General features: G+C 64.1%; 12 protein-coding genes. 4 read left to right on the forward strand and 8 right to left on the reverse strand.

Annotated features, from left to right (window positions below):
* Positions 1 to 2 precede the first annotated feature (2 nt).
* Both ACCD07_RS17460 and ACCD07_RS17465 read left to right on the forward strand, forming a co-directional pair.
* The gene (locus ACCD07_RS17460) at positions 3 to 746 is read left to right on the forward strand and encodes an SDR family oxidoreductase (RefSeq protein ID WP_413448088.1); all 744 of its coding nucleotides are present in this window, start codon (positions 3 to 5) and stop codon (positions 744 to 746) included.
* Between the two features lie 139 nt (positions 747 to 885).
* Positions 886 to 3105: a hypothetical protein gene (locus ACCD07_RS17465; RefSeq protein ID WP_413448089.1), complete on the forward strand. Its 2220-nt coding sequence runs from the start codon at positions 886 to 888 to the stop codon at positions 3103 to 3105.
* Between the two features lie 43 nt (positions 3106 to 3148).
* Here the strand turns inward: ACCD07_RS17465 and ACCD07_RS17470 are convergent, their stop codons facing one another.
* From ACCD07_RS17470 to ACCD07_RS17480, 3 genes are read right to left on the reverse strand one after another with little or no spacing between them, the layout of a single operon-like run.
* A complete protein-coding gene (locus tag ACCD07_RS17470) occupies positions 3149 to 4132 on the reverse strand; it encodes a hypothetical protein (protein ID WP_413448090.1) in 984 nt (327 codons plus the stop codon).
* Positions 4129 to 4659, reverse strand: coding sequence for a (2Fe-2S)-binding protein (locus ACCD07_RS17475; protein WP_413448091.1), 531 nt, complete (start codon positions 4657 to 4659; stop codon positions 4129 to 4131). Before ACCD07_RS17475 ends, ACCD07_RS17470 begins: the two co-directional genes overlap by 4 nt.
* Positions 4656 to 7295 (reverse strand): xanthine dehydrogenase family protein molybdopterin-binding subunit, encoded by a 2640-nt coding sequence (locus ACCD07_RS17480; RefSeq protein ID WP_413448092.1) that lies wholly within the window; start codon positions 7293 to 7295, stop codon positions 4656 to 4658. The genes ACCD07_RS17475 and ACCD07_RS17480 overlap by 4 nt, the downstream gene beginning before the upstream one ends.
* Positions 7296 to 7463: 168 nt before the next feature.
* Here ACCD07_RS17480 and ACCD07_RS17485 point away from each other — a divergent pair, with 168 nt between their 5' ends.
* Both ACCD07_RS17485 and gudD read left to right on the forward strand, forming a co-directional pair.
* Positions 7464 to 8558 (forward strand): LacI family DNA-binding transcriptional regulator, encoded by a 1095-nt coding sequence (locus ACCD07_RS17485; protein ID WP_413448093.1) that lies wholly within the window; start codon positions 7464 to 7466, stop codon positions 8556 to 8558.
* Between the two features lie 132 nt (positions 8559 to 8690).
* Complete coding sequence (gudD, locus tag ACCD07_RS17490; RefSeq protein ID WP_413448094.1) at positions 8691 to 10034, forward strand: glucarate dehydratase; 1344 nt, start codon at positions 8691 to 8693, stop codon at positions 10032 to 10034.
* 5 nt (positions 10035 to 10039) lie between these two features.
* Here the strand turns inward: gudD and ACCD07_RS17495 are convergent, their stop codons facing one another.
* The 5 genes from ACCD07_RS17495 to ACCD07_RS17515 all read right to left on the reverse strand — a co-directional run bounded on the left by ACCD07_RS17495 (position 10040) and on the right by ACCD07_RS17515 (position 13668).
* Complete coding sequence (locus ACCD07_RS17495; RefSeq protein ID WP_413448095.1) at positions 10040 to 10291, reverse strand: hypothetical protein; 252 nt, start codon at positions 10289 to 10291, stop codon at positions 10040 to 10042.
* A 59-nt stretch (positions 10292 to 10350) separates the two neighbouring features.
* The gene (locus ACCD07_RS17500) at positions 10351 to 10806 is read right to left on the reverse strand and encodes an Ohr family peroxiredoxin (RefSeq protein WP_413448096.1); all 456 of its coding nucleotides are present in this window, start codon (positions 10804 to 10806) and stop codon (positions 10351 to 10353) included.
* An 84-nt stretch (positions 10807 to 10890) separates the two neighbouring features.
* On the reverse strand, positions 10891 to 11814 hold the full coding sequence (gcvA, locus tag ACCD07_RS17505) for a transcriptional regulator GcvA (protein ID WP_413448097.1): 924 nt from the start codon (positions 11812 to 11814) through the stop codon (positions 10891 to 10893).
* Between the two features lie 59 nt (positions 11815 to 11873).
* Entirely contained in the window at positions 11874 to 13304 is a 1431-nt protein-coding gene (locus tag ACCD07_RS17510) for a putative bifunctional diguanylate cyclase/phosphodiesterase (protein ID WP_413448098.1), read from the reverse strand.
* Positions 13305 to 13479: 175 nt separating this feature from the next.
* Positions 13480 to 13668, reverse strand: a complete 189-nt coding sequence (locus ACCD07_RS17515) for a hypothetical protein (protein ID WP_176652698.1) — start codon at positions 13666 to 13668, stop codon at positions 13480 to 13482.
* Positions 13669 to 13712 lie beyond the last annotated feature (44 nt).

Here is a 13712-nt window from a genome sequence, read left to right on the forward strand (position 1 = left end):
CCATGAAAACCGTCCTCATCACCGGATGCTCATCCGGTTTCGGCCTCGAAACCGCCCGATACTTCCTCGACCGCGAATGGAAGGTCGTCGCCACCATGCGCACGCCGCGCGAGGACGTGCTGCCGCGTTCCGAGCACCTGCGCGTGATCGCGCTCGATGTCACCGATGCCGACAGCATCCGCCGCGCGGTGGAGGAGGCCGGGCCGATCGACGTGCTGGTCAACAACGCGGGCATAGGCGCGCTGGGCGCGTTGGAGGGCATCTCGATGGCAACCGCGCGCGAGGTCTTCGAGACGAACACTTTTGGCACGATCGCGATGACGCAGGCGGTGCTGCCGCAGTTCCGGCTGCGGCGGGCGGGTGTCGTCGTGAACGTGACGTCGAGCGTGACGTTGATGCCGTTGCCTCTACTGTCTGTGTACACGGCAAGCAAGGCGGCGGTCAATGCGTTCACCGAGTCTCTTGCGCTGGAGCTGCAGCAGTTCAACGTGCGCGTGAACCTGGTGCTGCCGGGACGTTCGACGACGACCAGGTTCGGCGAGAACGCGCGGTCACGCATGGAGGGCGCGATCCCCGAGGCCTATGCCGGCTTGGCGCAGAGCGTGTTCGAGGCGTGGGGGCAGTCGACTGCGGTCACTTACGCGGCGGATGTGGCGGAAGCGGTGTGGCGTGCGGCGAACGATCCGTCATGCCCGCTTCGTCAGGCGGCTGGTGCCGATGCTGTTGCACTGTCGGAGCCAAGTTGATAGCCAGGCGTGAGCTTGTGGACCAATTATATTTAAATAATATTAGTTATCTGAAATATAATTGACTTTTCATTACTAGAGAAGATCAATGTCTACTAAAAAATTATTGCTTTCGTTGTCTTGCTTGGCTGCGCTCGGTGTGTCTCAGCAATCCGTGGCGCAGACCTGGGTACCGATCACCGATAACGACCTGAAGATCACACCAGGCAGTCCACTGGATTTCAGTCAGTTGACGCTGCCGGGGCAGGCCGGTGACTACGGCCGGCTGATCAAAGGCGCCAACGGCAACCTGGTGTTTTACGCGCAGCAGGACAAGAAAGCGGCGCTGAACTGCGGCACGGTCACCTGGATGAGCGTGGCTGGCGGATATCCCGACCATGCCACCGCCGATATCTACGTCCAGCAACTCAAGCTGCATGGCTACAACCTGGTGCGCTTCCACTTCCTCGACATCACGCTGATGGAAAACCAGCCGTTGACGAATACCTTCAACCCGGTGCAGCTCGACCGCTTCTATTACTTCATCTCCGCACTGAAAAAAGCCGGCATCTACTGGGTGCTGGACATGATGACGTCCGATAACGGAACCGTCGGCAACGTTTCCCAACGCTGGTTGAATCAGTTGGACCTGAAGCTGCGCGTCAACCTGGATGACGACGCCGCCGCCAAACAAAGCTGGAAAGACAGCGTGGACGCGATCTTCAACCGCGCCACGCCGTACGGCGGTCCGATCCTCCAGGATCCCGCACTGGTTGGTGTGATATTGGTGAACGAAGGTGGCATCAACTATCTTGCCCAGGTCAACGGCGTGCAATTCAGCGCCAAGCTGAAAGCACCGTTCAATGCTTACCTGAAAGCGCAATACGGCACGCACGCTGCTCTGGCAGCCAAGTGGGGCACGATGACCAACGATCCGCTGACTTCGGCGGAAAATCTCGACAACGGCACCATCATCCTGCCGACCGGCCTGCTCAAGCCGTCTGAGCGGATGAAAGACTTCCAGCGTTTCCTCACGCAGCAGGAAGGCAAGACCGTTGCCTGGATGACGGACTACGTGCGTGGTCTCGGCTTCGAGGGGCAGGTGACGTCGCTCAGCAGCTGGTACTCGCTGCAAGCGAGCCGTTCCCGCTCGGCGCTGGACGCGGTCGACATCCACGGCTACTTCAACGAGGTGGGAGGCTACCAGCCCGGCCTCACCACCACGCAGGCCAGCGCTGCCGGCTTCAATCCCCAGGACTCCAATTTCTACCTCAACAACATGACCACGGCGCGCCACGCCGGCAAGCCGTTCTCCGTCAGCGAATACGGACAAGTCTTCTTCAACCAATACCGGTTTGAAGCCTCGGCCATGGTGCCGTCCATCGCCGCGCTGCAGGGATGGGACTTCAACTGCGTCCACGCGGAAGGTCCGATCGACCTGTCGCTGGCGCAGACGGCGTCACACAAGATCGGTATCCAGCCCTACAACCCCGGAATGGATCCCGTGTTGCGCGCCGGCGAAACCTTGTCGGTGTTGCTGTTCCTGCGCGGCGACGTCACGCCGTCGCCGAACCGCGTCACCATCAGCTATCCCGACCCTGACTATGTCCCGAGTTCCTCCGGCGTCTACACGGTGCCTGCGGATCTCAGGGTGCTGGGCCTGGTCACGGGCGTGGAACTGGCATACGGCAATCAAGCGTTGCCGCCGGTCGCCGGCACGCGCCTGACCATCGAACAGTCGGAAGCTTTCCCGTCCGTTTCAACGGTCTATCCGGCCGACCGGCTGAAGAGCTTGCGCGACGCCGGCATCCTGCCGACCGCAGCGAGCAACCTGAATGCCACCGACGGCTGGCACAACGTCTACCAGAGCGACACCGGCGAGTTGTTGCTGGAAACCGAGAAGCAGCGCTTCACCGTTAAAACCGCGCGTACCGAGGCATTGACCACCGCCCAGGCCATCAGCAACGTGCCGCTGAAGGTCCTCAAGATCAACAGTCTGGACAGCGCGGCCCTGCTCTCGGCCAGCACCTTGAGCGAGGGCAGCCTGGCAAGCAGCGAGAAAATCCTGCTGATCTTCGCCACCGACGCCCTCAACTCGGGCATGACGTTCCAGGACACCGCCCGCACCAAACTGGCGACCGCAGGCAAGCTGCCGGTGCTGGTGCGTTCCGGTCTGGCCAACGTCACGCTGTCGCTGACGCACAAGACGCCGATGCGATTGGTCGCACTGGACCTGAAGGGCAACCGCCAGGATGAAATTCCGTTGACTTCGACGGACACGGCGGCAGGCACGGATTGGCAGTTCAATCTGAATAACGTCAGCACGTCGTTTGGCCCTACCACTTTCTTCCTGTTGGAGAAAAAGGTAACGACGCCGTAAAGTCACCAGGCCGCGTACCTTGCGTGCGCGGCCTCGTGTCCTGTTATTTTTTCGACGCCGGCGTAATAATCGGCGTGATCGTGCAGATCGGGTTCTTCGGATCGTCGCAGCAGGTCATGATCTTCTGCAGCGATTCCAAGTTGGCCTTGGTCCAGAACGCCTTGGTCTGATCGTTATTGACCGGCATCCAGTGGCTGAGCGGATAACTCATCGCCATCGCGTCGCCGCCTTTCGGGCTGATCTTGCCGGTGGCCATGGGGATATACACCGAGCAGCTGGCCTGGTCGCCGATGCGGTGGCAGCCGACGCAGGTGTTGTCGCGCGTGCTGATGCTGTTCGAATGCCACGACGCGAAATCCTTGCCGATGTTGCTGTAGCGGCCCAGCGGATCGGTCGGCACCTTGTGCCACACCTGGCCCAGCCACGGGCTGTACATGAACGGATCGGCGTCGTGGCAGCTGGCGCAGTTCTTCTGCGCGGTGCGGCCGGGCGTCCACCAGAAGTCCTTGGCGGAGACGCGCTTGGGCGGGGCCACCTTCTCGTTCGGCGGCGGCACGCGCGAGGCGTCGAAGCCGCCGCGTTGGCCCGGCTTGTCTTCCGCATGGAACCAGCAGGTTTTGCCGCTGTTGGCGTTGTGCGCGATGATGTCGACCTCGTCGAACATCACGCTCTTCGGATCGCGCAATTGCTCGCGCCGGCAGAAGGCCGAGATCTGCACCTTGTCGCGGGAAAAATTCAGGATGCGCGAATACGGCGTGCACTGGCCGAACGAGTCCGGCTTGTACGGCAGCAGGGCGGGGCGGTCGCAGGTCATGCCGGACGTGTATTCGGACGGCGTCTTGCCGTCGACGGTGATCGGCACGATGGTGCCGTCGAGGCAGTCGAAGGCCGGAATCTGTCCGATCATCTCGGCGCATTCCTGGCCATATTCCTGCAGGCTTTGGGTGACGATCTTGGGCGTAGCCGCGTGCGCGCCGCCGACGGCCGCGGCCAGGCACAGGGCGGACAGCAATGACGTGATTTTCATTTCTCCTCCTCGCGCGCGGCTTTGGTATAAGGCAGCGCCACCTGGCGTATCGCCTCCATGTAGCGCACGTAGCCCGTGCAGCGGCAAAGGTTGCCGCCGACCCAGGTGTTGATGACCTCGTCGAGGTGCTCGGCATAGACCGGCGCGTCCTTCAGGTGTGACAGCATGGCCGTCGCCGCCATCAGGAATCCCGGTGCGCAGTAGCCGCATTGGAAGGAGAAGTTCTCCAGGAAGGCGAGCTGCAACGGCGCCAGCGCTTCCTGCGTGCCCAGGCTTTCCACCGTATAGATCCGCATGTCCTGCACCGCGCTGACCGGCGTGGAGCAGGAGAGCGTCTTCTCCATCAGCGCGCCTTTCTCGTTGCGCGTGGCGACGGTGCAGGCGCGGCAGACGCCGATGCCGCAGCAGAACTTGGTGCCGGTGAGGTTCTGGCGCTCGTGCAGGAAGTCGATCAGGGCCATGTCGCTGTCGGCCGCATCGGCCTGCACCGGTTTGTCATTGATATGGAAGTGGATGGGCTGTCTCATTTCAATGACTCCAGGACGTTGTGCGCCGTCACCGGCAACATGGTGTAGCGCTGGCCGCCGGTGGCCATGGCCAGCGCATTCAGGATGGACGGCGCGATCGGACACATGACCGCTTCGGCGATGCCGCGCGCCGTGGTCTCGCCGGGCGCCGGCGGCAGTATCACCAGGTCCTGTTTTGGGATATCGGTGGAGCGCGCGATGGCGTATTTGTTCAGGTTCCAGGTGCCGTTGCCAGGGCCTGATTCGTTGTTCGGGCAATGCTCAAGCAGCACGTTGCCGATGGCCATGGCGATTGCGCCCTGGGATTGTCCGGACACCATCTGCGGGCAATGCAGCACGCCCGCGCATAGCACCGACACCACCGATTCGATCGCGATCTGGCCGCTCTGCGGATTGATGGTGGCGGCAACCAGCGAGCCGCACGGCGCATACGTGGTGCGGCCGAATTTGCTGTTGATCGCCGGCGGGTTGTTCAACTGGCTGCGGGTCAGGGGCTGCAGCGTGTCGACCGTGGCGCCCATCGCGATATAGTCGAGCGGCACCGTGGCGGCGCCGCTGGTGAACGCATATTGCGCCGTGGCGAACGCGCCGACATAGCTGGCATGCACCACCGCCACCATCGGCAATTTCATCCGCATCGCCTGCTTGATCAGCGCCGACCATGGCAGCGATGGCAGGTCGCCGGCATGCAGCCGGTTGTCCTTCCAGCTCAGTGCGGAGGCGGGCGGCGACGCTTTCCACAAGGCCTGCGCGGCAGGCAGCAGGCTTTGCAAGATCAGCGCCAGCCCTGCCTGCTCGACCACGTGGTACTGATAGAAGGCGCCCAGGCAGGCGCTAGACGAGCCGGAACTCTTCAGCACGTAATTGGGCGGCGTCGGCGTGGCGGGTTTGGTCGTCAGGTTCAGGGCATCGAACAACTGGGTTTCGCCCATGTTGATGCTGTTGGCGTTGCGCCCCAAATAGGCGGCCGGCGCGAGGCCGAGCGCGGTGGCCGCGCCGTTGCCCATGTCGACATACGGCGTGTAGACCGTGATGGTGCCGGTCGGCTCGATTTGCACCGCGCCGAACATGCCGTCGCCGGAAGTGCCGTAGGCTTCGTTGGACATCGCGAAGCCCACGCCGTACAACAAGCCCTCGCGCTTCTTGGCCTGCTGCACGGCCGCGCGGTTTTGCCACAGCGGATGCTGCTCCAGTCGCTTCAGCATGTCGTCCAGTTGCAGGTCCTGCAGTATCGGCGCGCCCGTCACGGTGGCGCCGCGATTTTTTGCCAGCAGGTTTTTCCGGCGCAGCGCAAACGGATCGATCTTCAGCGCCTGAGCCGCTTCGTCGAGCAGGGTTTCAATGGCGATGAAGGCCTGCGGCCCGCCGAAGCCGCGCTGCGAACCGCCCAGCAATTGCGGCGTCTGCATCGCGCTGGCGGTGGCGACGGCGCGCGGGATGTTGTAGCAGCTCATGGAACTCAGCGCGGCCAGCTGCGCGACATACGGGCTGAGGTTTTTCTGGTCGCCGCCGTTCAGCGTGAAATTGCAATCGATCGCCTGGATCATGCCGCTGCTGTCCACGGCGAGCGTTTCGCGGAAGTGGGTCTCGCAGCGCTTCAAGCCGATCTGGAATTGTTCGAAGCGGTTCTGCGCCCAGCGCAAGGGCTTGGCCGAAAACGGCGCCGCCATCGACAGGTACATCGAGAAGTACGACTGGTCGCGCCCGCCGAATCCGCCGCCGGGGTAGCACGACACCAGGTCGATATCCTTCACCGGGTAGGCGCTGTTTTCGAAGATACCTGCGGCGTCATACGCGTCGCCGGTCGGCGATTGCGTGCCCAGCACCAGGTTCAGCTGCTGCGGCCCGGGGTCGTACCACGCCAGGCCGGACTCCGGTTCCATGAACATCGGGTCGATGGTCTGCGTGTAGAAGGTGCGCGCAAAAGTCGGCCAGGTCTGGCTGTCGATGCTGGCCTTGATCTGCTTGGCCACCTCGGCCTGGCGCGTCTGGTAGTCGGCGCTGTACACGTAGTTGAAGTTCTGCGTGTCGTCGCGCACGTAGCTGGTGGCGGGAGAATAGACGGTGCGCCTGGTGCTTTCCTTGGCGCCGTAGGAGATAACGTCGGGATTGAATTGCAGGATCTTTACGGCGTGGCGATAGATGTCGAAACTGGCGAAGATCAGCATCACCACCGGCTGCCCGAAGAAGTCCGCCGGCTTGCCGATCGTCGCCAGGAACGGGCTGTTCATGTTGCTGGCCAGGTTCATCTTCTTGGCGACCAGCGCTGCCGCATCGATGACGGCCACCGGCTGCAGCTCCTTCGGCAGCATGCTCAGGTCGTAGCTGTTGATGACCTGATCGTAGCGGTCGCAGCGCACGGCGTACAGGAAGTACTCGCCGTCCTGGGGCCAATCCTTGAAGTCGCGGGCCTTGAAGTCGCGCGCGTAGATTTTCTGCCCCAGCACCTTTTGCATGCCGTCGATGCGCCAGCGCGCCTTGCCCGGTTCGGGCGCCCATTCCGGCACCTCCGTCATCCTGGGCCTTGAGGCGTTCATGGCCAGCGCGGTCAGGCTGGTCACGGACAGGCTGACCGTGGCGCCGCTGGCCAGCACTTTCAAGAAGGTACGACGCGTGACTTCCGAAGAAATATCCATATTCGTCCACCGGTAAAAAGCCGTTCGTGGACCGATTATAGATAAGTTGACAATTGGAAAACTCTCCAATTGTTGCGCTGTGGCAGCAATGGCGATGGCCGAATTGATGGCCGTTACCGCCAGTGAAACGTTTTATAATTGGTCTCAATTGCCCAACTACGCTAGTCAATGAAAAAAAATGTTTCCACTATCCGCGACGTGGCCGCCGCGACGAGCGTATCGACGGCAACGGAGCCGGCCCGTCCGGGCCGCCGCAACAAGACCGGCGGATTGACGCTGCGCGACGTGGCCCTGGTGGCCGGCGTGGCGCCGATCACCGCATCGCGCGCGCTCAACACGCCCGACGCCGTGTCGGCCAAGGTGCTGAAAAAAGTGCGCGCCGCCGTCGCCAAGACCGGCTATGTGCCTAACCTGCTTGCCGGCGCCCTGGCCTCGAAGAAAAGCCGGTTGGTGGCGGCGGTGGTGCCTAACCTGTCTGGTCCGGTGTTCCTGGAAACCATACAGTCGCTGACGCGCACGCTGGAGGAGTCGGGCTACCAGCTGATGCTGGGCCAGAGCGGCTATGAAAACTCGCGCGAGGACGCGCTGCTGGACGCCATCATCGGCCGCCGTCCGGACGGCATCGTGCTGACCGGCGCCCTGCATACGGAAGAGGCGCGGCGCAAGCTGAAGGCCAGCGGCATCCCGGTGGTGGAAACCTGGGACCTGACGCCGACCCCGATCGACATGCTGGTCGGCTTCTCGCACGAACAAATCGGCATCGCCGTGGCGCGCTACCTGCATGCCGCCGGCCGCCGGCGGGTCGCCACCATCAGCGGCGACGACGACCGCAGCCTGCGTCGCGCGGGCGCGTTCCGCAAGGCCGCCGCCGAACTGGGCATGGGGCAGGCCGACGGCGAGGTGCCGTGCTGCTCCGTACCGGCGCCGACCACGCTGGGCGGCGGGCGCAGCGGCCTGTGCGAACTGCTGAGCCGCGGCCTGGAGATCGACGCCTTGTTCTGCAGCTCCGACATGATGGCGATCGGCGTGATGATCGAAGCGGCCGCGCGCGGCATCGCCATCCCGTCGCAGCTGGCGCTGATCAGCTTTGGCGACCTGGGTTTCGCCCGCGACCTGCAGCCGGCGCTGACCACGGTGCGCGTCGACGGCACCGCCATCGGCCGCACGGCCGCCCAATTCATCATGGACCGGGCCGCAGGCCGCATTGTGGCCGAGCCATGCTGCGACATCGGCTTCACCATCATCGAACGCGACAGCGTGTGATGCAATTTGAGCAATTCCACGCAATTATCGGTTGACACACTAAAACGGTACCGCTACCATTAAATTTGGTAGCGGTACCGTTTTGCGTGAAAAATTGGGCGCGTCGCTATCTTTACCTTGAAGAACATCAACATGAATCAATCAATTCAGGCGGGCACTCCCACCGTCGTCAAGCTGCAGGTGATCCCGGTCGCCGGCCATGACAGCATGCTGCTCAACCTCAGCGGCGCCCATGGCCCTTACTTCACCCGCAACATCGTGATCCTGACCGACAGCGCCGGCAACACCGGCGCCGGCGAAGTGCCGGGCGGCGAGCGCATACGGCAAACCATCGCCGACGCCGCCGAGCTGGTGGTCGGCCAGCCCATCGGCCATTACCAGCGCATCCTCAACCGCATGCGCACCGCGTTCGCCGGGCGCGACGCGGGCGGCCGCGGCCAGCAAACCTTCGACCTGCGGGTGGCGGTGCACGCCGTCACGGCGGTGGAGTCTGCGCTGCTCGATTTGCTGGGCAAGTTCCTCGGCGTGCCGGTCGCAGCGCTGCTGGGCAACGGCCAGCAGCGCGACCAGGTCGAGGCGCTGGGCTACCTGTTCTTCGTCGGCGATCGCAAGGCCACCGACCTGCCTTACCTGGATGGCGCCGGCGAGCAGGACGACTGGCTGCGCCTGCGTCACGAAACGGCGATGACGCCGGACGCCATCGTGCGCCTGGCCGAGGCGGCCTATGCCCGCTACGGCTTCAACGACTTCAAGCTCAAGGGCGGCGTGCTGCGTGGCGAGGAAGAAATGGAAGCGGTGACGGCGCTGGCCGAGCGCTTCCCGAACGCCCGCATCACGCTCGATCCGAACGGCGGCTGGCTGCTGAAGGATGCGATCCGGCTGTGCCGCGACCAGGGCCACGTGCTGGCCTACGCGGAAGATCCGTGCGGCGCGGAGGACGGCTACTCGGGCCGCGAGGTGATGGCCGAGTTCCGCCGCAGCACGGGCCTGCGCACGGCGACCAATATGGTGGCCACCGACTGGCGCGAGATGGGCCACGCGATCCAGCTGCAATCGGTCGACATTCCGCTGGCCGATCCGCATTTCTGGACCATGCAGGGCTCGGTGCGCGTGGCGCAGATGTGCCAGGAGTGGGGCCTGACCTGGGGTTCGCATTCGAACAACCACTTCGATATTTCGCTGGCGATGTTCACCCAGGTCGCGGCAGCCGCGCCGGGCGACATCACCGCCATCGATACCCACTGGATCTGGCAGGACGGCCAGCAGCTGACCAAGCAACCGCTGCGCATCGTCGGCGGGCTGATCGACGTGCCGGCCGCGCCTGGCCTGGGTGTCGAGCTGGACATGGAGCGGATCGAGGCGGCGCACCAGCTGTACCGCGGCATGGGCCTGGGCGCGCGCGACGACGCGGTCGCCATGCAGTTCCTGATCCCCGGCTGGAAGTTCAACAACAAAAAGCCCTGCCTGGTGCGCTAGCCCCGTCAGTAATCGGCCAGCCTGGCGCCGTCGACTTCGATGAGCTGGTCGAGACGCAAGGTTTCGCCGGTGCTCATGGCCAGGTAGTCGGCGCCGGCTTTCGCGTACACGTCGGTAATGACCGCGTTGCGCAACTGCTCGGCGCCGTCCGCGTCGCGGAAGGCGATCCGCGCCGGCTTGCGCCTGGTCGCGTGCACTTCCAGCAGGTCGTGAAACTCGCAGTTGATCGGCTGGTAGCTGGATGGCGTGGCGGTCATGTGAAACTCCGATGGTATGCGCACGCTATTATATCGCATGCGCTTTTAATGATCAAAAATTAAGCGACGACAGCTGTCAACACCACGTCGATATTGCCCCGGGTGGCTTTCGAATACGGGCAGATCTGGTCGGCGGCGTGGGCGATCGCGGTGGCGACTTCCTGGTCCAGGCCGGGCGCGTTGAGGTTGACGCGCGCCTGCAGGAAGTATTCATTGCCGGCCACGCCCAGGTCGACTTCGATGTCCACCGAGGTGTCGGCCGGCAGTTCCACTTTCTTTTCCTTGGCCACGATGCCGACGGCTGCGCTGTAGCAGGCCGACCAGGCGCCGGCAAACAGTTGCTCGGCGGTCGGATGCGGCTGGATGTCGGCAAACACGTGTTCGCGCACCGCGCTGTTGCCCGGCGCCGTCAGGTGAATGTTAAGGTTGCCATTGTGGCTGCGCGAAAGACCGCCGGCGTCGCTCGAGGTGGTGTGGGTTTTGCCTGTGGTCAGGACTTTTTGAATTTTGCTCATGATGTTTTCCTTTGATTGCTATGATTGGTTTAAGCTTCGCATCCGCTTGTATCGTATGCGATGGAATGCATCATGAGCCACAAATCAAGCACTGTCAAGCGCTTTCTGAACGATGGTGGAGCCGAGCTGGGGCAGCAGCCAGGCGCGGAAGCGGCGCACCTTGGCGGCCTTGGCCAGGGTCTGGGTGGACACCAGAAAATACGAGCGCGGACTACGCACGCTGATCTGAAACAGCCGCACCAGCGCGCCGCTGGCGATGTCGTCCTGCACCAGCGAATGCCGCGCCAGCGCGATTCCCTGCCGCTCCCTGGCCGCCTGCAGCAGATTGACGGCGTCGCTGTAGGTGGTGCCGCGCGGTTCGCTGATATCGTGCAGCCCGGCCGCCTGCAACCATGGCGACCACGGCTCGTCATGGCACAGCAACAGCGGAAACCGCCGCAGCGCGGCCGGCTCCGGCGGCAGCGCCGCCGGCCAGTAACCGGGCGCGCACACCGGATAGTATTCATCGTCCAGTATCCGCTCGCACGCCAGCCCCTCCCATGGTCCGACGCCAAAGCGGATGCACAGGTCGACGTCGCCGCAGCGCAGGTCGGCCAGCTGCGTCGACGTCTCGATGATCAGTTCCAGATCGGGGTTGGCGTCGATGAACGCGCCGACCCGCTTGACCAGCCAGCGCGCCGCGAACGATGGCAGCACGCTGAGCGTCAGGCGGTTGGCGGCGTCGGCGCGGGCCATCTCGGCGGTCGCGGCGGCCAGCTCCAGCAGCAGGGCGCGCGTGCGCCTGGCGTAGCGGGCGCCGGCCTCGGTCAACATCACGCCGCGCCCGACACGGTCGAACAGCGGCACGCCCAGCATGCCTTCGAGCGCGCGCACCTGCTGCCCGATCGCGCCGTAGGTCAGGCTCAATTCCAGCGCGGCCTGGGCAAAGCTGCCCAGCCGGGCCGCGCTCTCGAATGCGCGCAACGCCTGCAACGGCGGCGTGCGCGGTAGGGCTCCTTCGTATTTCATCTGCATCGTGTAGGCGGCTAACTTTGAACATGGTTCAGCATAGTCGCGCCGCAGCGCGATTAACTTACAATTTGGTAATCATTGGTGCGGCAAGATTGCTGTCGCAGCAAGTCGCCAAACTGGCCGGCCGACAGGGGCTTGCTGAAGTAGTAGCCTTGCGCCGCGTCGCAGCCCAGTCCCGCCAGTTCCTCCAGCTGGCGGCCGGTTTCCACGCCCTCGGCGATCACCGACAACTGCAGCGTGTGGCCGAGCTGGATGATGGCCTTGACGATGGCGCTGTTGCCGGCATCCTCGCCCAGCCCGCGCACGAACGATTGATCGATCTTGAGCTTGTCCACCGCCAGGCTTTTCAGGTACGACAAATTCGAATAGCCGGTGCCGAAGTCGTCGATCGACAGCGCCACGCCCATTGTCTTGAGTGCCTGCAGCGAGCGGTTGACGCTGTCGCTGTCGTGCAGCAGGATCGATTCGGTCAGCTCCAGTTCCAGCTGCGCCGGCGCCAGCCCGGAGCGCCGCAACGCCGCCGCGACGGTGGCCACGATGTCGCCGTGGCGGAACTGCAGCGCCGACAGATTGACCGCGACCGTCAGCGGCGCATGGCCCTGGTCCTGCCCGGCGCGCGCCTGGCGGCAGGCTTCGTTCAGCACCCATTCGCCGATGGGGACGATCATGCCGCTGCGTTCGGCCAGCGGAATGAAGCTGCCGGGATATTCCATGCCGCCGCCCGTGCGCTGCCAGCGCAGCAGCGCTTCCATGCCGATCATGCGGCCGCTGCCGACCGACAGCTGCGGCTGATAATGCAGCAGCAACTCGTCGCGGCCGATGGCGTTGCGCAGCTGTCCGTGCAGCCGCATCCGATGATCGGTGTCGTCTCGCATCTGCCCGGTGCAAAAGGTGCAGCCGCCGCGCGTGCCGTCGGCGGCGTGGGCCAAGGCGATGCCGGCGGCTTTCTGCACCTCGTCGTAGGTGCGGCCGTCGGCCGGGAACAGTGCGATGCCGATGCTCAGCGATAGCGCCAGCATCAAGCCGTCCAGCTCGAACGGTTCGACAAACGCGGCATGCAGCGCCTGGCCGATCTGCCGGGCGTCGCCGGCGTCGCCGGTCAGCAGGATGGTGAATTCGCCGCCGCCGTGATGGCTCAGCAGGGCGTCCGGCTGCAGGCAGGCAAGTAGCCGGTGCGCCGCCTGCAGCAGCAAGGCGTCGCCGTCGGCATGGCCGAGATTGTCGCGCATGTGCTTGAAGTCGCAAAGGTCGACCGCCATCAGCGTCAACGCAGCGCCCGGCGCGGCGGCGCGTTCGAAACGCTGGCGCAGTTGCAGGCGGTTGGGCAGCAGCGTCAGCGCGTCGTGGCGCAGCAGGAAGTCCAGCCGGCGCCGCAGCTCGGCCACCTCTTCCCGGGCCTGCTGGGCTGGCGCGCAGCCGGCCGGGGAGAACGGTGCGCTTCCGGACAACGGCTCGGCAGCGGCTGCGATGCTGGCTCCTGGCGGCATGGTTCATCTCCTGTCGGTGGTTCGTGCCGGTATTGCGCGCGAAACAGCGCAACCAGTCGCTATCATAGGGAGAGGAATAGTTGTGGACCAGTCATTAGTTTTGCCTGACTGGATAGTTTTGAAGTTGAATGATGAGTGCGCGCCGCAGCGGGGCGGCGGCACCGGACAGCCGCCGCTAGCGCAAGTCTTCGGCGCGGCGCTTTTCCGGCTCGCTCAACACGCGGGCGATGACCGGCAGCGGCACGCCGGCGTCTTCCAGGAATGTGGCGGCAGCCTCGCGGCCGTCTTTTTGCGCCATGGCGATGCCGGCATTGACCGCAGTGGCCTTGACCCGGTCTGGGCGCGAACGTCGTTCGAATTGCATATTGATGCCTCCCCGTTTTTTTATTAACGGTAGCACAAAAATTA

The organism is Duganella sp. Dugasp56 (assembly GCF_047304105.1).
Taxonomy (GTDB): Bacteria; Pseudomonadota; Gammaproteobacteria; order Burkholderiales; family Burkholderiaceae_D; genus Rugamonas; species Rugamonas hordei.